This window comes from Streptomyces sp. NPDC004111 (assembly GCF_042874215.1).
Lineage (GTDB): Bacteria > Actinomycetota > Actinomycetes > Streptomycetales > Streptomycetaceae > Streptomyces.
The window spans coordinates 35,923-53,156 of record NZ_JBIAMU010000004.1 but is presented as its reverse complement, the minus strand read 5'-3'; the positions used below and the strand labels follow the sequence as shown (position 1 = coordinate 53,156).

Genomic DNA, 17,234 nt, shown 5'->3' with positions numbered 1-17,234 from the left:
GCGCAGGGCCGACGAAATGCCGGATAGCCTGCCAACTCCGCTTTCAGCGGGATCAGTTGACAGGCTGACCGGCACACCCGGTCGGATCGGGGAAATGATCATGGAGCTGGCCCGGACGGCGATCGGACTTGTCGCCGCCTTCACCGTGCCCACCGCTTTCAACTGGCACTCCAAGCGGCCGTGGCACGCCATCTTCTTCACGCTCGTCTACGGCCTTCTCACCGTGGCATCGTCCGGGGTCACCCGGAAGGAAGCCGTCGCCCTCCTCTCCGTCGCCCTGGCCGCCGCCTGCCTGGCGGTACTGAGCGGACCGGCCACCTGGAAGTTCCCGAACCCGAAATCCGGCTGGACGAAATTCCGCACGGCGGTAATCCGGCGGGCGAACCCGTCCAAGGTTCAGTACGCGGTGGCCGCGGTGGGAATGGCCGCCGCCCTGGTCCCGTTGATCCTCGGCATCGGCCCTGTGCTGCGCTTCGTACGGCAGCAGGTGATCGGGGACGCGAAGGTGGTGATTACGGTCTCGGGACTGCTGATCGCCGTCTTCGGCTGCCAGCGGCTGATCAGCCGGGTCGTCCGGCCGCTTATCGGCAAGATCAAGGAGAAAATCGAGTCGTCCGAGTTCGACGAAAGCGTCGAGGACTTCATCAAAGCGGGACCGCACGTCGGATGGATCGAGAGATTTATTCTTTTCGCATTCCTGGTTTCGGGCAACCCGGCCGCCGCCGCACTCGTGGTCACGGCGAAATCGCTGGCCCGATTCCCGGAGATCCAGCAGGCGGAGAAGCTCGTCGGTGACTACTATCTGCTGGGCACGCTCGTCAGCGTCGCGGTGGCTCTCGTCACTTCGGGCGTCACCAGAATGGCTCTGGGGATGCCACCCATCTAGAAGGAGCACCATGGCACTGCGCGATCACCCGCTTTTCCGGAAATTCATCTCCTTGCATCTCCCGGCTGGAGATTACGTGATCGCCGGCAGTGCCCCCATGCTGGCCCACGGAATGAACAGAACAATTGGCGATATCGACATCGTGGCCCGAGGAAAGGCATGGAAAGCAGCCCTGGAACTCGGCCCGGCAAAAAGATCCCCGCTGGGCCCGGCCCAACGCATTGTTCTTTTCGGCGGAGAAATAGAGATACTCGACGGCTGGTTCGGCTACTCCGTGGATGCGCTGATCGAGGAGGGGGAAGAAATCGAGGGACTCAGTTTCCTGCCCCTCGCCAGAACAGCGGAATGGAAGAGCGCCCTGCGCCGGGACGTGGACCTCGCGGACATCGAGTCCATCAGGGAGTTCCTGTCCGCAGCGCCCTGAGGAAGCCCGCCCCCGCCACCGGGCACCGCGGCACTCCCCCGCCCCCCAGGGGCCACCCGGCAGCACCCCAGCGCCGCCCCGCTTCCGCCGAACACACCGCTGCACGCAAAACGCCAGGTCAGACGAGGTCTGGCCTGGCGCGTGCACAGAGCCCCCTATCGGATTCGAACCGATGACCTACGCATTACAAGTGCGTTGCTCTGGCCAGCTGAGCTAAGGAGGCGCGTCCGAGCAGTCTAACCGGACCCCCGCCCCCCACGGCCAGCACAATTCACAGGCCAAGGGTGCTGACAGATCCCCGTCCCCCGGGTAGCGTCGCAGTCGGTCCACTAATTGGACCAGACCACTTCACTCCCTTACTCGGATCGTCCGGCACGTTCCTGCCGGTGAAGGAGACGCATCGCCATGGCGACAGTCACGTTCGACAAGGCCACCCGCATCTACCCGGGCTCCACCAAGCCCGCCGTGGACCAGCTGGAGATCGCGATCGAGGACGGCGAGTTCCTCGTCCTCGTCGGCCCGTCCGGCTGCGGAAAGTCCACCTCCCTGCGCATGCTCGCGGGCCTGGAGGACGTGAACGGCGGTGCCATCCGGATCGGCGACCGCGACGTCACGCACCTGCCGCCGAAGGACCGGGACATCGCCATGGTGTTCCAGAACTACGCGCTCTACCCGCACATGACCGTCGCCGACAACATGGGCTTCGCCCTCAAGATCGCCGGCGTCAACAAGGCCGAGATCCGCAAGAAGGTCGAAGAGGCCGCGAAGATCCTCGACCTCACCGAGTACCTCGACCGCAAGCCGAAGGCGCTCTCCGGCGGTCAGCGCCAGCGTGTCGCCATGGGCCGCGCCATCGTCCGTGAGCCGCAGGTCTTCCTCATGGACGAGCCGCTGTCGAACCTCGACGCCAAGCTCCGCGTCTCCACCCGTACGCAGATCGCGAGCCTCCAGCGCCGCCTGGGCATCACGACGGTGTACGTCACCCACGACCAGGTCGAGGCCATGACCATGGGCGACCGCGTCGCGGTCCTCAAGGACGGTCTGCTCCAGCAGGTCGACTCGCCGCGCAACATGTACGACCGCCCGGCCAACCTCTTCGTCGCCGGCTTCATCGGCTCCCCGGCCATGAACCTGGTCGAGGTCCCGATCACCGACGGCGGCGTGAAGTTCGGCAACAGCGTCGTCCCGGTCAGCCGCGAGGCCCTGTCCGCCGCCGCCGACAAGGGCGACACCACGGTGACCGTCGGTGTCCGCCCCGAGCACTTCGACATCGTCGAGCTCGGCGGCGGCGACGCCGCCAAGTCGCTGTCGAAGGACACCAAGGACGCCCCGGCCGGTCTGGCCGTCTCCGTCAACGTCGTCGAGGAGCTCGGCGCCGACGGTTACGTCTACGGTTCCGCCGAGGTCGGCGGCGAGCACAAGGACCTGGTGGTCCGGGTCAACGGCCGCGCCGTCCCCGAGAAGGGCACCGAGCTGCACGTCGTGCCGCGTCCGGGCGAGATGCACGTCTTCTCCACCAAGACGGGCGAGCGCCTCACCGACTGACCCGCCGGTCTGCGGACCCGGCTCCGGATTCCGGTGCCACGATCCGCCGTCGCCCCGGGCGACGAAACCGGTCGAGCGGCGTTCGGTCGGCCCGTGGCCAAGTGACCTGAGGGGCCCCGCACTTCGGTGCGGGGCCCCTCGCGCGTCCGCTTGGCAGCATCCGGTGTGTCCGCAGGCCAGCCGCCCACCACTGTCGACAAATACCCCGGCACACTGGGCATTTCGATCTCTGTGCGTCAACCCGTCATTCGAAAAGGGACCTCGAACCTTCCCCCGTGAGGGTGACTGAATGTCGCCAAATCGTCACCGGCCGCTACGCTCACTCGCGTGACCCACACAGCACGCCGCATCGGCCGAACTCTCGCCCTCGTCCTGCCCGTCGTCCTGGTGCTCTCCGGGACCCTCGCCGTCACCCGCGTCCCGTGGGTCGCCGGCACTCCCGAGTCCCAGATCCTGACCGCGTCCGCCGAGGACGTGTCCACCAAGGCCAAGTCCCGTGCCCCGCAGGATATTCTGCGCGACCGACTGCTGCTGGAACTTCAGGAGAAGGACCCGGGCGTGGCGCTCACGCACCTCCAGCGCGAGGTCGAGCGCCGCCCCTCGCTGGCCAAGCACTGCATGTCCATCGCCCGTGCGCTCGGCCGTGCCGCAGTCTCCCACTACGGTCCCACACGCGCGCAGTCCTTCTCGCGCCCCGTGTGCGACACGTCCTTCGCCTCCGGCGTCGCGCACCACCACGGCTGACCGCGTCCGTCCCCGCGTACAAGGCGAAGATCCCACGAAGACGACGGCCCTGTCCGTGACCCGCGGCGCCCCGGGCGCCGCATATCGTCCTCCGCATGACCTCCACGCCCGCCCCCGCGTCCACGACGCCCACGCAGGCCGTTGTCCTGGCCGGCGGCCAGGGCTCGCGACTGCGCCCCTACACCGACGACCGCCCCAAGCCGATGGTCGAGATTCCCGGAACCGGGACTCCGATCATCGGCCATCAGCTTTCCTGGCTGGCGGCGGAAGGCGTCACTGACGCCGTCGTCTCCTGCGGCCACCTCGCCGAGGTCCTCCAGGACTGGCTCGCCGAGCACGCCTCCGCACTCCCCCTGCGCGTCACGACCGTCGTCGAGACGGAGCCGCTGGGCCGAGGGGGCGGCCTCAAGTACGCCGCCCGGCACCTCCCGCACCCCGAGCAGCCCTGGTACGCCACCAACGGCGACATCTGGACCCGGTTCTCGCTGCGCGAGATGGCCGCCTTCCACGCCGAGCGCGACGCCACCGCCACGCTCGCCCTGGCCCGCCCCCGCATCCCCTGGGGCGCCGTCGAGACCGACGCCTTCGGCCACATCACCGACTTCATCGAGTCGCCGCCGTCCCCGTACCTGATCAACGCGGGCGTGTACGTCTTCTCCGCCGCCTTCACGGCCCTCCTGCCGGACCTCGGCGACCACGAGCGCACCACCTTCCCCCGCCTCGCCCGCTCCCGCAGCCTGGCCGGCTTCCCGCTCCCCCAGGGCGCCTACTGGCGTGCCATCGACACCGCCAAGGACCTCACCGAGGCCGCCAAGGAACTCGCCGCCGACGGGCGTTGAAGGCCACGGGAGCGCGGCGGTACGCCCGTCCCGGACCCGGCACACGCGTAAGGGCCCGGCACCCACAGGTGCCGGGCCCTCACGCGTGTGTACGTCATCGGACGACGGGCTAGCCGAGCAGGCCGCCGATCACCTTCTCCTTGGGCGCCCCGCCGGAGGAGCCCCCGTCGTTCCCGCCGCCGGAGCCGCCCGAGCCCGAGCCGCCCGAGCCGGAACCGCCGGAGCTCGAACCGCCGCTGTCGGAGCCGCCGTTGCCGCCGCCGCTGGAGGTGGGTCCGGCGGAGGTGGTGGCGGGCGGGCCCGCGGTGGTCGCGGCCGGGCCGCTCTCCCGGGTGGGCGTGCGGCCCGTGCTGCCGCGGGTCTCGCTGGGTCCCGCCGTCGCGCCCGCCGTGGCGGTGGCGCGCGGGCTGCCGGTGCTGCTGGGCCGGGACGACGGGGTCGCCGAACCGCTGGCCCTGGGCGACGGCGTCTGCTTGCGCGGCCCCTCGGTGGGACGCTGCGCGCCGGGCTCCTTGGGGAGCGGCCGGCCGGGCAGGTGGTTGACCGGGTCGTCCTCCGGGCCGGGCACGACGACCTCGGCGGACCGGACCGCACCGCCCAGCGTGGAGCCGACCAGCAGGGTCAGACCGACCACCAGGGCCACCATCAGGAAGCCGCGCCGCAGCACCCGCCGCCGCAGCTCCCACACCTCGCTGCGCGGGCCCAGCGTGCGCCAGGCCTCGCCCGCGAGCCGGGAGTCCAGCGAGTACACCGGGGCACCCGCGATGATCAGCGGCGACCAGGCGGCGAGGTAGATGATGTCCGGTGCGTCGTACGCCGGGACGCTCTTCCAGCTCACGGTCAGCAGCAGCGCCGCGGAGAGCAGCGTCCCGATGACGCCCGCGACCCGCTGCCACAGCCCCAGCACCGTCAGCACGCCGACGACCACCTGGAGGAACGCCACGCTGAGCCCGGCGCCGACCGGGTGCTGGAGCGCGAAGTCCCGCAGCGGCTCGGCGAGCGCCCACGGGTGCAGCGAGTTGAGCCACTTGACCATGGAGCCGCGCTCGCCGCCGTCGAAGAAGACGGGGTCGCAGAGCTTGCCCATGCCGGCGTAGATGGAGATGAAGCCGAGGAAGACCCGCAGCGGCAGCAGCACCACGCCGAGGTTCATCCGCCGGTCGGGATAGAAGGAGTGCCTGGCCCGCCCGTCGCCGCGCGGCGCGCTCTCCTCCGGGTCCTCGTCGTCGTACGGGGGCTCCTCGCCCTCGTAGTGGTCGTACGCGCCCTCGGCCTGCCGCATTCTCGGCAGCATCCTGGTCTGCGGCCCGCCCTCGGCGGAGCCGTCGACGACCGGGTTCTGCATGGTCTCGTCGGGGGCCCCGACGCGCGGGATGAGCTGGGTGGCGCCCGTGTCGAGGTCGTCGGTGCCGGGGCCGTCGAACGGGTCGGTGCGGGTCGCGGTCGAATTCCGTACCGCCTGCAGCAGCCCGCCCGCGCCGGGGTCGCCCGGCGCGGACTTCCCCGACCACACGACGGGCGTCCGGCGGCGACCGGCGGCACCGGCCGCCGCACCGCCTGCCGCGACCGCCCCGGCCCCGCTCAGCGCCGGAATCATCGCGGTCTGAGCCAGGGCACCCCGCGCTCCTGAGGAACGCGCGGCGCTCGGCGCGAGCTGCACGCGGAAACTGGCGTGGTTGACGATGACCTGCGCCGGGTCGCAGGGCACCTTGACCATGCTCAGTGCGGGCTGATCGTCGAACCCGGGTGTTCTGGTGTCCACACTCATCTAACCGAGTGATGTGTGTTTAGGACACTGCCTTGACGCTGCCGATCTGTCCGAGACCCGTCAAATCGGCACGTTCTCCCGGACCTCGCAGGTCACGGCGGCACGACGAAAAGGGCCCCGGATCGTCTCCGGGGCCCCTTAGCGCAGTACTGCCCGCTACTTGCGGCGACGCGCCGTCTCGTACAGCACGATCCCCGCCGCGACGCCGGCGTTCAGCGACTCGGCGCCGCCCGGCATCGAGATCCGCACCCGGTAGTCGCAGGTCTCGCCGACGAGCCGGCCCAGGCCCTTGCCCTCGCCGCCGATGACGATGCAGACCGGACCGGCCAGCTGCTCCAGGTCCTCGACCTTGTGCTCGCCGTCGGCGGCGAGGCCGACGACCGTGACACCGGCCTTCTTGTACTCCTCCAGCGCCCTGGTCAGGTTGGTGACCCGGGAGACCGGCGTACGGGCTGCGGTGCCGGCCGAGGACTTCCAGGCACCGGCCGTCATGCCGGCCGCGCGCCGCTCCGGCACGACCACGCCGTGGCCGCCGAACGCGGAGACGGAACGGACGATGGCGCCCAGGTTGCGCGGGTCGGTGACGCCGTCGAGGGCGACGACCATCGGCTCCTCGTGGTTGTCGTACGCGGCGTCCAGCAGGTCCTGCGGGTGCGCGTACTCGTACGGCGGGACCTGGAGGACGACGCCCTGGTGGTTGAGGCCGTTGGTCATCCGGTCCAGCTCGGCGCGCGGGGCCTCCATGAGGTTGACCTTGCCGCGCTCGCCGGCGAGCTGGAGGATCTCGCGGACCCGCTCGTCGTTGTCGATGTACTGCTGCACGTAGAGGGTGATCGCGGGGACGCCGTCACGCAGGGCCTCGTAGACCGGGTTGCGGCCGACGACCATCTCCGAGGTGCCCTTGCTGCCGCCGCGGCGCGGGGCGGGGCGGCGGGCCAGGGCGTGCTTCGCCTTGGCGTTGGCGAGACGGTTCGCCTTGTGCTTCTTGCGGTCCTCCGCCTTGGGGGTCGGGCCCTTGCCCTCCAGCCCCTTGCGGCGCTGGCCGCCGCTGCCGACCTGCATGCCCTTCTTGTTGGACGTGCGGCGGTTCCTGCGTTGGCTGTTGCCGGCCATGATGACTACCTGTTTCCTGTGGATCCTGCGATCCACACGGTGATGCAGATCGTCAATGCGTACGTAAATGAAGTGTGCCGCCCGGGGCTCCGGGCGGCACATCGGACGGCCCCTTCACGGGCCCTGCTCGCCAAAGCCCCTAGCGGGGCCCGAGCGTCCACCTCGGTCCCGACGGGCTGTCCTCGATGACCAGCCCGGACTGCTGGAGCTGGTCGCGGATGGCGTCGGCCGCCGCCCAGTCCTTGCGCTCGCGCGCGGACTGACGCTGGTCGAGCACGAGGCGTACGAGGGTGTCGACCACCCCGTGCAGGTCCTCGCCGCGGTCGGACTCGCCGGCCCAGTGCGCGTCGAGCGGGTCCAGGCCGAGGACGCCGAGCATGGCCCGGACCTCCGCGAGCCGTGCGACGGCGGCTTCCTTGTCGTCGGCGGCGAGGGCGGAGTTCCCCTGCCTGACCGTGGTGTGGATGATCGCGAGTGCCTGCGGGACACCGAGGTCGTCGTCCATGGCCTCGGCGAACGCGGGCGGCACCTCGGCCGCGGGCTCGACGACGCCCCCGGCCTTCTCCACCACCCGCTGGACGAAGCCCTCGATGCGCGCGAAGGCCGACTCCGCCTCGCGCAGGGCCTCCTCGCTGTACTCGATGGCGGAGCGGTAGTGCGGCGTACCGAGGTAGTAGCGCAGCACGATGGGGCGCCAGTTCTTGACCATCTCGCTGACGAGGACCGAGTTCCCGAGGGACTTGGACATCTTCTCGTTGGCCATGGTGACCCAGTGGTTGTGCACCCAGAAGTTGGCGAAGCCGTCGCCGAACGCCTTGGCCTGGGCGATCTCGTTCTCGTGGTGCGGGAAGATCAGGTCGATCCCGCCGCCGTGGATGTCGAAGGCCCCGCCGAGGTACTTGTGCGCCATGGCCGAGCACTCCAGGTGCCAGCCGGGACGGCCGCGGCCCCAGGGGGACTCCCAGCTCGGCTCGCCGGGCTTCTCGGCCTTCCACATGGCGAAGTCGCGGGGGTCGCGCTTGCCGGTCTCCCCCTCGCCGGAGGGCTGGAGGAGGTTGTCGAGGTCCTGGTTGGAGAGCTGGAGGTAGCCGTCGTACGAGCGCACGTCGAAGTAGACGTTGCCGTCGGCCGCGTAGGCGTGGCCGCGCTCGATGAGGCCGCGCATCATCTCGACCATCTCGGTGATGTGGCCGGTGGCCCGGGGCTCGTAGGTGGGCGGGAGGCAACCGAGGGCGTCGTAACCGGAGTTGAAGGCGCGCTCGTTCTCGTACCCGATGGACCACCAGGGACGGTCCTGCTCGGCCGACTTCTTGATGATCTTGTCGTCGATGTCGGTGACGTTGCGGATGAAGGTCACGTCGTAGCCGCGGTGGGCGAACCACCGCTGCATGATGTCGAAGTTCAGTCCCGACCTGATGTGCCCGATGTGCGGAGCGCTCTGCACGGTGGCGCCACACAGGTAGATCGAGACACAGCCCGGGACGAGCGGGGTGAAGTCACGCGTCTGCCGGGCGCTGGTGTCGTACAGGCGAATAGTCACGCCACAAGGGTACTGAGTGTTTCGGGCGGCGCGGGCCGGTCCCCGCCCCGGTTACGCATCGGGATACGTAGCGCCGGGGCGGGCCGCGGCCCCTCGGCGGAGGGGCCGGAACCTCAGATGCTGCCGACGATCTTGCGGGCGCTGACCCGGACGACGACGCGGGTGTCGTCGTTGACGGACGACGGGTTGAACTCCGCGTACTTCTTGCCGGTGTACTTGAGCGACAGCTCGTCGATCAGCTCCTGGCCGCCCTCGGTGGTCAGCTCGGCGCTGCCGCGGATCTCGGCGTAGCTGTACGGGGCGTCGAAGGGCTGGACCAGCACGGTGACCCGGGGGTCGCGGCGCAGGTTCTTCTCCTTGCGGCGGCCGACGGTGGTGGAGAACAGCACGTCGTCGCCGTCGCGCTTCACCCAGACCGGGGAGACCTGCGGGCTGCCGTCGGGCTGGATGGTGGCCACGTTGATGAAGACGGGGCTGTCGAGCAGTGCCTTGAGCTGGTCGCTGAGTGCGGCAGACATGGACGTCGTCCTTCCGGGTTCGGATGCTGTGGTCCTACGTCTACCCCGCCGCCCGCCCGCCATGGCGCAGGCGACGCGCGGCGACCCGCCGGAGCGCGGGGCCGCGCTCCGGCCGGACGGGGTCAGGGGCGGTAGACCAGGGCGGTGGCGATGGCGGCCAGTCCCTCGGCGCGGCCGGTCAGCCCGAGGCCGTCGCTCGTGGTGCCGGAGACCGACACCGGCGCCCCGACCGCCGCGCTCAGCACCTTCTGCGCCTCTTCGCGCCGCTTGCCGACCTTGGGCCGTACGCCCACGACCTGCACGGCCACATTGCCGATCTCGAAGCCCTCGGCCCGTACGATCCGGGCCGCCTCGGTCAGCAGGGTCACGCCGGACGCCCCGGCCCACTCCGGGCGGCCGGTGCCGAAGTGCGCGCCGAGGTCGCCGACCCCGGCGGCCGAGAAGAGCGCGTCGCACGCGGCGTGGGCGACCACGTCGGCGTCCGAGTGGCCGGCGAGGCCGAACTCCTCGTCCGGCCAGTGCAGCCCCGCGCACCACAGCTCGCGGCCTCGCTCGAAGGCGTGGATGTCGGTGCCGATGCCCACCAGGGGGATCACCGGTCGGGTGGGGTGCTCAGAAGCCATCGTTGGCCCTCCTCCTCGCGAGTACCGCCTCGGCCAGCACCAGGTCCAGCGGGCGGGTCACCTTGAACGCCTCCTCGTGGCCGGGCACCACCACGACCGGCTTCCCGAGCCGCTCGACCATCCCGGCGCAGTCGGTGGCGCCCTCGCCGGCGGCGGGGACGGTCTCGTGGGCGTGCGTCAGGACGGCCCGGTCGAAGCCCTGCGGCGTCTGCACGGCGCGCAGCAGCGCGCGCTCGGGGGTGGCGACGACCGGCTCGGGCGTCCCGTCGGTGCGGGGTTCGACCTGCTTGACGGTGTCGGCGAGCGGCAGCGCGGGCACCACCGCGGGCGCCCCGCCACGTACCGCCTCGATCACGCTGTCGACGGTGTCCACCGGGACCAGCGGCCGTGCCGCGTCGTGCACGAGTACGACACGGACGTCGTCGGGCAGTACGTCGAGGCCGAGCTTCACCGACTCCTGGCGGGTGTCGCCGCCGGGCACGACGAGGAACTCGGTGCGCTCGGGCAGGGCGTGCTCGTAGGCGTCGAGCATCGCCTTGACCTCGCCCGCACCGTCCGAGGGGGCGACCACGACGACCAGCGCGACGTACCGCGAGGCGGCCATGGCGCGGACGGCGTGGATCAGCATCGGTGTCCCGTTGAGGGCGCGCAGCGCCTTGGGGGCGCCGGGGCCGAGCCGTATGCCGCGGCCCGCCGCGGGGATCACGGCGGCGGTACGGCCCGCCGGACCGCCGGGGGAAGCGCTTGCGGGGATGTCTTCGACTGTCATCGGCTACTCCGGAGGTTTGTCGCCTCGTCCGACATGGGTATGGCCTCAGCGTGCCGCGCTGCGCTCTGACCGGCCCCTTCCGTGACAGCCGTCCAGGGAGCCGCACCGGCACTTCAACAACACCGCGGCTCATCGCTACGGCAGCGCATGGGATCACCGCACGCGGGAACGATCTTTGCAGAGTCTTCGGATAAAAAGATGCCGCGATGTCCGCCGGCGGACTGCGGACACAGTCAACCGGCGGACATCGCGGCATCACAACAAATCAAACACGCGTACGCGCGAGGGCGCACACGTGCGAGTTACGACGCGAGAACCTCGTCCAGCAGGGCCTCGGCCTTGTCCTCATTGGTGTTCTCCGCGAGGGCCAGCTCGCTCACCAGAATCTGGCGCGCCTTCGCGAGCATGCGCTTCTCGCCGGCGGAGAGACCGCGCTCGCGCTCACGACGCCACAGGTCGCGCACCACTTCGGCGACCTTGATGACATCGCCAGAAGCGAGCTTCTCCAGATTTGCCTTGTACCGACGGGACCAGTTCGTCGGCTCTTCTGCATACGGTGCGCGCAGCACCTCGAAGACCCGGTCCAGCCCGTCCTGCCCGACCACATCGCGAACGCCGACGAACTCCGCATTGTCCGCCGGTACACGAACCGTCAAGTCGCCCTGGGCGACCTTGAGCACCAAGTAGGTCTTGTCCACGCCTTTGATCTGGCGAGTCTCAATGGCCTCGATCAGCGCGGCCCCGTGATGGGGATAGACCACGGTGTCGCCAACCTTGAACGTCATGTGACAGGTACCCCTTCCGTGGCTATCCAGAGTAACACGGAAACTGCTTGTTCTGAATGGCGTTTCCGCAGGTCAGGGCATATCTCGGGGCTTGACAACTACAACAGGAACGTGCTGCGGCAGGCTTCCGGAAGACGGTATTCGCAGGTGGGAGCGGCTCTGCGGGCGACGAGAAACGCGTACGTTACACGCACCACAGGGGCTCCGGGAGGGGCGAGAAGTCCTGGTTTGCCGGGTTCCACGAAGTGAAGTTCGTCTACTCCGTTCGGAGATCGCTCACTCGTACGGAGGCAATCCCGAATTGATCAACGTTCGGGGCCGGTACGCGGTTGATCAATTCCCGCCGTCTCGCATTCCCCTCGAATTCAAGCCATTGAACCCTGCACGGAATACCGCCACTCACGTGCCCGTCCGCGACGCTCCCCACCGCCCCGGCGCATCGCACGGCTCACCGGGGGCGTGCCGTCCGCTCCGGGCTCCGGCATCGTGTCGACCCGGCAGGTGAGGAGGCGGGTCGGGTGCGTCACGCCGGGAGCGGCTCGGTAATCTAAACGGGCATCACGTCCCTGCCCGTAACGTCCAAGGAGTTGCCGCCGCCGTGAGCCGCAGCCTTCGACGCGGCGCTCTCGCCGCTACCGCCCTCGCGTTCTCGATCGCCTCGCTCGCCGCATGCGGTGCTGGCAACGACGCACAGACGCTGGCCATCAAGCCGGACAACGCCGCGATCTCCGTCGACAACGGCCAGCTCAAGATCCAGAACGCCATGGTGATCACCCAGCCCCGCGAGGAGGCCAAGGGCCACGCCGTCGGCGAGGGTCCCGCGGTCGTCGCCGCGACGGTCTTCAACAACGGCGACAAGCCGCAGACCCTGGACGAGATCAAGCTCGGCGGCTCCGCCGCCAAGGTGAAGCTGACCCCGGCCAAGGGCGAGACCGGCAAGATCACCGTGCCGGCCGGCGGCTCCGTCGTCATCGGCGGCAAGGACAACGCGTCCGCCGTCGTCGAGAACGGCCGCGAGGCCGCGCAGAACGGCAACGCCCAGCCCGTCACCTTCAGCTTCAGCGAGACCGGCAACGTGACGCTGCGCGCGTTCGTCATCCCCGCGGTCGGCCACTTCGAGGGCTTCGGCCCGGACAAGCTCCCGGTCACCCCGTCGGCACCCGCCTCCCCGTCCCCCGGCGCGACCACCGGTGCCACCCCCGGCGCCAGTACGGGCGCCACCCCCGGAGCCAGCACGGGTGCCACCCCCGCCAAGAACAGCCCCTCGAACACCGCCTCCGGCGCCGCACGCTGACGTTCGCGGCACTGCTCAACGACAAGGGCCCCGCCGGGATCGCTCCGGCGGGGCCCTTGTCGTACGTCCCGGCCGTCCTCGGCCGCGCAGGTCGTGCGCGGCCGGGACGGCGGGCCGGTCTAGGGCTCGAACTTGTAGCCCAGGCCGCGCACCGTGACCAGGTAGCGCGGGGCGCCCGGGTCGGGCTCGATCTTGGCGCGCAGCCGCTTGACGTGCACGTCGAGGGTCTTGGTGTCGCCGACGTAGTCCGCGCCCCAGACCCGGTCGATGAGCTGCATACGGGTCAGCACGCGGCCCGCGTTGCGCAGCAGCATCTCCAGGAGGTCGAACTCCTTCAGCGGGAGGTCGATCTTGGCACCGGCGACGGTGACGACGTGGCGGTCCACGTCCATCCGGACCGGGCCCGCCTCCAGGGCCGCCGGCGTGACCTCCTCCGGCTCGCCGCGGCGGCGCAGCACCGCGCGGATGCGGGCGATCAGCTCGCGGGAGGAGAAGGGCTTGGTGACGTAGTCGTCGGCTCCTATCTCCAGGCCGACGACCTTGTCGATCTCGCTGTCCTTGGCGGTGACCATGATCACGGGAACGTTGGAGCGCACGCGCAGCTGGCGGCAGACCTCGGTGCCGGGCAGGCCCGGCAGCATCAGGTCCAGGAGGACGAGGTCGGCGCCGTTGCGCTCGAACTCGTCGAGGCCGTCGGGGCCGGTGGCCGCGATCGCGACCTCGAAGCCCTCCTTGCGGAGCATGTAGGACAGGGCGTCGCTGAAGGATTCCTCGTCCTCGACGACGAGCACTCGGGTCACGGAAGGACCTCCGGGGCAGGGGTGTTCTCTCGGATGGGGGTCTCGTAGGTACCGCGGCCGGCGGCGACGCTGCCGGCGGCTTCGTCATCGGCGGTCACGTCGTCACCGGCGTCGTCGAGCTCGTCGACGTCGTCGGGTCCGACGAGGGGGCGGCCGGGGGTGTGTTCCACCCTGGCCTCCCTGACGGAGCCCGCTTCGGGCAGCCGCAGGGTGAAGGTGGAGCCCTGGCCCTCGGAGCTCCACACGGTGACCTCCCCGCCGTGCGAGGCGGCCACGTGCTTGACGATGGCCAGGCCCAGGCCCGTACCACCGGTGGCGCGGGAGCGGGCCGGGTCGACGCGGTAGAACCGCTCGAAGACCCGCTCGCGGTCGCGCTCGGAGATGCCGATGCCCTGGTCCGTGACGGCTATCTCTATGAGGTCGCCGCCGGGGGCCGGCACCCGGCGGGCGGCGATGCCGACGCGGGTGCGGGCGGAGCTGTAGTTCACGGCGTTCTCGACGAGGTTGCCGAGGGCGGCGGCGAGCTGGCCGCGGTTGCCCCAGACGTGCAGTCCCGAGGTGCCGCCGGCCTGCATGGTGATCTGTTTCGTGGAGGCCGTGTGTCGGCTGCGGTCGATGGCCTCGGCGACCAGTTCGTCGACGCGGACCGGCTCCGAGTCCTCCAGCGGGTCGTCGTTCTGCACCCGGGAGAGATCGATGAGCTCCTGGACCAGTGAGGTGAGCCGGGTCGCCTCGATCTGCATCCGGCCGGCGAAGCGGGTGACCGCCTCGGGGTCGTCCGAGGCGTCCATGACGGCCTCGGAGAGCAGCGAGAGCGCGCCGACCGGGGTCTTGAGCTCGTGGCTGACGTTGGCGACGAAGTCGCGTCGTACCGCTTCGATCCGGCGGGCCTCGGTGAGGTCCTCGACCAGCAGCAGTACGAGCCGGGAGCCGAGCGGGGCGACCCGCGCGGACACCGCCAGGGCCTCGCCCCGGCCGGTCCCCCGGCGCGGCAGGTCCAGCTCGACCTGGCGTATCTCGCCGTCCCTGCGGGTGTCGCGGGCCATGTGCATCATCGGCTCGACCGCCAGTTTCCCGCCCCGGACCAGGCCCAGGGCGTACGCCGCGGAGCTGGCCTTCACCACGTTGTCGCTCTCGTCGAGGACGACCGCGGAGGAGCGGAGCACGGAGAGGACCGTGTCCACGCCGGGCGGCAGCGTGCCGTTGGGCTCGGGGCGCAGGGCGGAGGAGCGGGTGGGCCTCTTCTGCTCGCGTTCGCTCCAGCGGAACGCGAGCATCGCGATGATGCCGGTGCACAGTCCGGCTATCGCTGCTGCTGCGGCCACTGCCGCGTTCACGTCCATGTGCACAAGGTTATGCCTGGTCACTGACATGGCCCCAAGCGAATGGGTGTCGCCTCGAACGTTCGTCGCCCAGAGTTCACCAAGGGGATGGTGCTGGTTCACTTGGTCGGCCGTAACCGGACGCGTACCGGACAGATGGTGGGAATGTGGGGGCCGGAGCCCCGCCAGACCCCGGAAATCACCACTGCGCCAGAAGTCAGGAAGTAGGGACACCCATGCGGGACGCGTACCACGAGGAACTGGACTCGATAGGCGAGGACCTGGTCGAGATGGCCCGCCTCGTCGGGTCCGCGATAGGGCGGGCCACCACGGCCATGCTCGACGCCGACCTGAAGCTCGCCGAGAGCGTCATCGCCGCCGATCAGAAGGTGGACGACCTCCAGCACGACCTGGAGGCGCGCGCCATCGCCCTCCTCGCCCGGCAGCAGCCGGTCGCCACCGACCTGCGCATCGTCGTCACCTCGCTGCGCATGAGCGCGGACCTGGAGCGCTCCGGCGACCTGGCGCAGCACGTGGCGAAGCTGGCCCGGCTGCGGTTCCCGGCCACCGCCGTACCGCACGACCTGCACGCGACCATCCTGGAGATGGGGCAGCTGGCACAGCGCCTGATGGCGAAGTCGGCCGAGGTCATCATCACCAAGGACGTCGACCTGGCGCTCCAGCTGGAGCAGGACGACGACGAGATGGACCTGCTGCACCGCACGCTCTTCCAGCACCTGATGGACGACCGCTGGAAGCACGGCATCGAGACCGCCGTCGACGTCACCCTGCTGGGCCGCTACTACGAGCGCTTCGCGGACCACGCGGTCTCCGTCGCCAAGCGGGTGGTGTACCTGGTGACGGGCGAGCACGCGGACGAGATCCAGGCGGCGCCCCAGCCGGACACCGCGTGAGGCGGGGCATACCGCGTGAGGCGTACCGGGTGACCTGAGGCCCCCCGTGGGCCGGCATCCGTCCCGCGGGCCCTTCCGTCCGGCCGGGGCGGAGCGCGCACGGACCTGTGCCCCGCACGAACCCCACCGGGTCCGTGCGGGGCACAGGTGCGTTCGCGCCGTGGCCGGCTGGTGCGCGCGACGCTGCCGTCAGCCGCAGCCGCCGCCGCACTGGCACGGGGCGCCGGACTGACATCCGCAGGAGCAGCCGGATCCGCAGCCGCACGCACCGAGCAGCACAAGGGCGGGCACTTCGACGGACCGCTCGACGGTGGTCTCGGGTGCGGGGGAATCTGCCATGGGGTTCCTCCTCGACGGCCGGTGGGCGGAGACGTCCGCCCTTAGCCCATTGCACTGCCGCCCCTGAGGGCGCGTCAACGGCGCACGCGGGCACACGGGTTCGCACAGCACAGGACCCCCACCGCGCACGTGCGGTGGGGGTCCTGCGGGTGGTGCGGGCGGGCTACTTCTTCTTGCCCTGGTTCTTGACGGCCTCGATGGCGGCGGCGGCCGCGTCCGGATCGAGGTACTTGCCACCCTTGGTGAGGGGGCGGAAGTCGGCGTCGAGCTCGTAGTAGAGCGGGATGCCGGTCGGGATGTTCAGGCCGGAGATCTCCTCGTCGGAGATGCCGTCGAGGTGCTTGACCAGACCGCGGAGGCTGTTGCCGTGGGCGGCGACCAGCACGGTCTTTCCGTCGAGCAGGTCGGGGACGATGCCGTCGTACCAGTACGGCAGCATGCGCTCCACGACGTCCTTGAGGCACTCGGTGCGCGGGCGCAGCTCCGAGGGGATCGTGGCGTAGCGGGCGTCGGCCGACTGGGAGAACTCGGTGCCGTCTTCCAGGACCGGCGGCGGGGTGTCGTACGAGCGGCGCCACAGCATGAACTGCTCCTCGCCGAACTCGGCGAGGGTCTGCGCCTTGTCCTTGCCCTGGAGGGCGCCGTAGTGGCGCTCGTTCAGGCGCCAGCTGCGGTGGACCGGGATCCAGTGGCGGTCCGCGGACTCCAGCGCGAGCTGGGCGGTGCGGATGGCGCGCTTCTGGAGCGAGGTGTGCAGCACGTCGGGAAGCAGGCCCGCCGCGGTGAGCAGTTCACCGCCCCGTACGGCTTCCTTCTCGCCCTTCTCGGTGAGGTTGACGTCCACCCAGCCGGTGAACAGGTTCTTCGCGTTCCATTCGCTCTCGCCGTGGCGGAGGAGGATCAGCTTGTACGGTGCGTCGGCCATGCGTACGAGCGTAATGGACATTCGGGGTGCCTCGCGCGCGCACGGGCGGGGATCGGGGGGTGCGGGTCCTCGGACCGCCGATTGAG

General features: G+C 70.3%; 18 protein-coding genes and 1 tRNA gene. 7 read left to right on the top strand and 12 right to left on the bottom strand.

Annotated elements, in window-relative coordinates:
* Window positions 1–94 precede the first annotated feature (94 nt).
* Both ACFYVL_RS09970 and ACFYVL_RS09965 read left to right on the top strand, forming a co-directional pair.
* A complete protein-coding gene (locus tag ACFYVL_RS09970; protein ID WP_389242699.1) occupies window positions 95–886 on the top strand; it encodes a hypothetical protein in 792 nt (263 codons plus the stop codon).
* 10 nt (window positions 887–896) lie between these two features.
* Window positions 897–1,310 (top strand): hypothetical protein, encoded by a 414-nt coding sequence (locus ACFYVL_RS09965; protein ID WP_389242698.1) that lies wholly within the window; start codon window positions 897–899, stop codon window positions 1,308–1,310.
* Between the two features lie 149 nt (window positions 1,311–1,459).
* Here the strand turns inward: ACFYVL_RS09965 and ACFYVL_RS09960 are convergent.
* Window positions 1,460–1,533: transfer RNA gene (locus tag ACFYVL_RS09960), tRNA-Thr, on the bottom strand.
* A gap of 182 nt (window positions 1,534–1,715) precedes the next feature.
* Here ACFYVL_RS09960 and ACFYVL_RS09955 point away from each other — a divergent pair.
* The 3 genes from ACFYVL_RS09955 to ACFYVL_RS09945 all read left to right on the top strand — a co-directional run bounded on the left by ACFYVL_RS09955 (window position 1,716) and on the right by ACFYVL_RS09945 (window position 4,438).
* Window positions 1,716–2,855, top strand: coding sequence for an ABC transporter ATP-binding protein (locus tag ACFYVL_RS09955; RefSeq protein ID WP_389242696.1), 1,140 nt, complete (start codon window positions 1,716–1,718; stop codon window positions 2,853–2,855).
* A gap of 327 nt (window positions 2,856–3,182) precedes the next feature.
* Window positions 3,183–3,599, top strand: coding sequence for a hypothetical protein (locus tag ACFYVL_RS09950; RefSeq protein ID WP_389242694.1), 417 nt, complete (start codon window positions 3,183–3,185; stop codon window positions 3,597–3,599).
* A gap of 95 nt (window positions 3,600–3,694) precedes the next feature.
* The gene (locus tag ACFYVL_RS09945; protein ID WP_389242692.1) at window positions 3,695–4,438 is read left to right on the top strand and encodes an NDP-sugar synthase; all 744 of its coding nucleotides are present in this window, start codon (window positions 3,695–3,697) and stop codon (window positions 4,436–4,438) included.
* A gap of 109 nt (window positions 4,439–4,547) precedes the next feature.
* Here the strand turns inward: ACFYVL_RS09945 and ACFYVL_RS09940 are convergent, their stop codons facing one another.
* The 7 genes from ACFYVL_RS09940 to ACFYVL_RS09910 all read right to left on the bottom strand — a co-directional run bounded on the left by ACFYVL_RS09940 (window position 4,548) and on the right by ACFYVL_RS09910 (window position 11,554).
* The gene (locus ACFYVL_RS09940; protein ID WP_389242690.1) at window positions 4,548–6,206 is read right to left on the bottom strand and encodes a DoxX family membrane protein; all 1,659 of its coding nucleotides are present in this window, start codon (window positions 6,204–6,206) and stop codon (window positions 4,548–4,550) included.
* Between the two features lie 156 nt (window positions 6,207–6,362).
* Window positions 6,363–7,319, bottom strand: coding sequence for a 23S rRNA (guanosine(2251)-2'-O)-methyltransferase RlmB (rlmB, locus tag ACFYVL_RS09935; protein WP_389242688.1), 957 nt, complete (start codon window positions 7,317–7,319; stop codon window positions 6,363–6,365).
* A gap of 139 nt (window positions 7,320–7,458) precedes the next feature.
* The gene (gene cysS, locus ACFYVL_RS09930) at window positions 7,459–8,859 is read right to left on the bottom strand and encodes a cysteine--tRNA ligase (protein ID WP_389242687.1); all 1,401 of its coding nucleotides are present in this window, start codon (window positions 8,857–8,859) and stop codon (window positions 7,459–7,461) included.
* Window positions 8,860–8,972: 113 nt separating this feature from the next.
* The gene (locus ACFYVL_RS09925) at window positions 8,973–9,377 is read right to left on the bottom strand and encodes a PPOX class F420-dependent oxidoreductase (protein WP_389242685.1); all 405 of its coding nucleotides are present in this window, start codon (window positions 9,375–9,377) and stop codon (window positions 8,973–8,975) included.
* A gap of 122 nt (window positions 9,378–9,499) precedes the next feature.
* Window positions 9,500–10,000, bottom strand: a complete 501-nt coding sequence (gene ispF / locus ACFYVL_RS09920) for a 2-C-methyl-D-erythritol 2,4-cyclodiphosphate synthase (RefSeq protein WP_389242683.1) — start codon at window positions 9,998–10,000, stop codon at window positions 9,500–9,502.
* Complete coding sequence (ispD, locus tag ACFYVL_RS09915) at window positions 9,990–10,769, bottom strand: 2-C-methyl-D-erythritol 4-phosphate cytidylyltransferase (RefSeq protein ID WP_389242681.1); 780 nt, start codon at window positions 10,767–10,769, stop codon at window positions 9,990–9,992. Before ispD ends, ispF begins: the two co-directional genes overlap by 11 nt.
* A gap of 302 nt (window positions 10,770–11,071) precedes the next feature.
* On the bottom strand, window positions 11,072–11,554 hold the full coding sequence (locus ACFYVL_RS09910) for a CarD family transcriptional regulator (RefSeq protein ID WP_003953493.1): 483 nt from the start codon (window positions 11,552–11,554) through the stop codon (window positions 11,072–11,074).
* 598 nt (window positions 11,555–12,152) lie between these two features.
* Between ACFYVL_RS09910 and ACFYVL_RS09905 the strand changes: the two genes are divergently transcribed.
* Window positions 12,153–12,848, top strand: coding sequence for a DUF461 domain-containing protein (locus ACFYVL_RS09905; protein ID WP_389242679.1), 696 nt, complete (start codon window positions 12,153–12,155; stop codon window positions 12,846–12,848).
* A gap of 119 nt (window positions 12,849–12,967) precedes the next feature.
* Here the strand turns inward: ACFYVL_RS09905 and ACFYVL_RS09900 are convergent, their stop codons facing one another.
* Together ACFYVL_RS09900 and ACFYVL_RS09895 are read right to left on the bottom strand one after the other, a co-directional pair.
* Complete coding sequence (locus ACFYVL_RS09900) at window positions 12,968–13,648, bottom strand: response regulator transcription factor (RefSeq protein WP_189822183.1); 681 nt, start codon at window positions 13,646–13,648, stop codon at window positions 12,968–12,970.
* Entirely contained in the window at window positions 13,645–14,991 is a 1,347-nt protein-coding gene (locus tag ACFYVL_RS09895) for a sensor histidine kinase (protein ID WP_389242677.1), read from the bottom strand. Before ACFYVL_RS09895 ends, ACFYVL_RS09900 begins: the two co-directional genes overlap by 4 nt.
* Before the next feature lie 215 nt (window positions 14,992–15,206).
* Here ACFYVL_RS09895 and phoU point away from each other — a divergent pair, with 215 nt between their 5' ends.
* Window positions 15,207–15,884 carry a phosphate signaling complex protein PhoU gene (gene phoU / locus ACFYVL_RS09890; RefSeq protein ID WP_389242675.1) on the top strand — a complete coding sequence of 226 codons (678 nt, stop codon included), beginning with the start codon at window positions 15,207–15,209 and terminating at the stop codon, window positions 15,882–15,884.
* A gap of 189 nt (window positions 15,885–16,073) precedes the next feature.
* On the opposite strand, the gene ACFYVL_RS09885 is transcribed toward phoU, so the two are convergent.
* Complete coding sequence (locus ACFYVL_RS09885; protein WP_389242673.1) at window positions 16,074–16,223, bottom strand: hypothetical protein; 150 nt, start codon at window positions 16,221–16,223, stop codon at window positions 16,074–16,076.
* 163 nt (window positions 16,224–16,386) lie between these two features.
* Window positions 16,387–17,148, bottom strand: a complete 762-nt coding sequence (locus ACFYVL_RS09880; RefSeq protein WP_389242671.1) for a phosphoglyceromutase — start codon at window positions 17,146–17,148, stop codon at window positions 16,387–16,389.
* Between the last annotated feature and the right edge of the window lie 86 nt (window positions 17,149–17,234).

Excerpts from the sequence above, each read along its gene's own strand:
- ACFYVL_RS09970 (WP_389242699.1), top strand. The coding sequence starts at position 95 with ATGATCATGGAGCTGGCCCGGACGGCGATCGGACTTGTCGCCGCCTTC.
- ACFYVL_RS09965 (WP_389242698.1), top strand. The coding sequence starts at position 897 with ATGGCACTGCGCGATCACCCGCTTTTCCGGAAATTCATCTCCTTGCAT.
- ACFYVL_RS09955 (WP_389242696.1), top strand. The coding sequence starts at position 1,716 with ATGGCGACAGTCACGTTCGACAAGGCCACCCGCATCTACCCGGGCTCC.
- ACFYVL_RS09945 (WP_389242692.1), top strand. The coding sequence starts at position 3,695 with ATGACCTCCACGCCCGCCCCCGCGTCCACGACGCCCACGCAGGCCGTT.
- ACFYVL_RS09940 (WP_389242690.1), bottom strand. The coding sequence starts at position 6,206 with ATGAGTGTGGACACCAGAACACCCGGGTTCGACGATCAGCCCGCACTG.
- rlmB (WP_389242688.1), bottom strand. The coding sequence starts at position 7,319 with ATGGCCGGCAACAGCCAACGCAGGAACCGCCGCACGTCCAACAAGAAG.
- ACFYVL_RS09925 (WP_389242685.1), bottom strand. The coding sequence starts at position 9,377 with ATGTCTGCCGCACTCAGCGACCAGCTCAAGGCACTGCTCGACAGCCCC.
- ispF (WP_389242683.1), bottom strand. The coding sequence starts at position 10,000 with ATGGCTTCTGAGCACCCCACCCGACCGGTGATCCCCCTGGTGGGCATC.
- ispD (WP_389242681.1), bottom strand. The coding sequence starts at position 10,769 with ATGACAGTCGAAGACATCCCCGCAAGCGCTTCCCCCGGCGGTCCGGCG.
- ACFYVL_RS09910 (WP_003953493.1), bottom strand. The coding sequence starts at position 11,554 with ATGACGTTCAAGGTTGGCGACACCGTGGTCTATCCCCATCACGGGGCC.
- ACFYVL_RS09895 (WP_389242677.1), bottom strand. The coding sequence starts at position 14,991 with ATGGACGTGAACGCGGCAGTGGCCGCAGCAGCAGCGATAGCCGGACTG.
- phoU (WP_389242675.1), top strand. The coding sequence starts at position 15,207 with ATGCGGGACGCGTACCACGAGGAACTGGACTCGATAGGCGAGGACCTG.
- ACFYVL_RS09885 (WP_389242673.1), bottom strand. The coding sequence starts at position 16,223 with ATGGCAGATTCCCCCGCACCCGAGACCACCGTCGAGCGGTCCGTCGAA.
- ACFYVL_RS09880 (WP_389242671.1), bottom strand. The coding sequence starts at position 17,148 with ATGGCCGACGCACCGTACAAGCTGATCCTCCTCCGCCACGGCGAGAGC.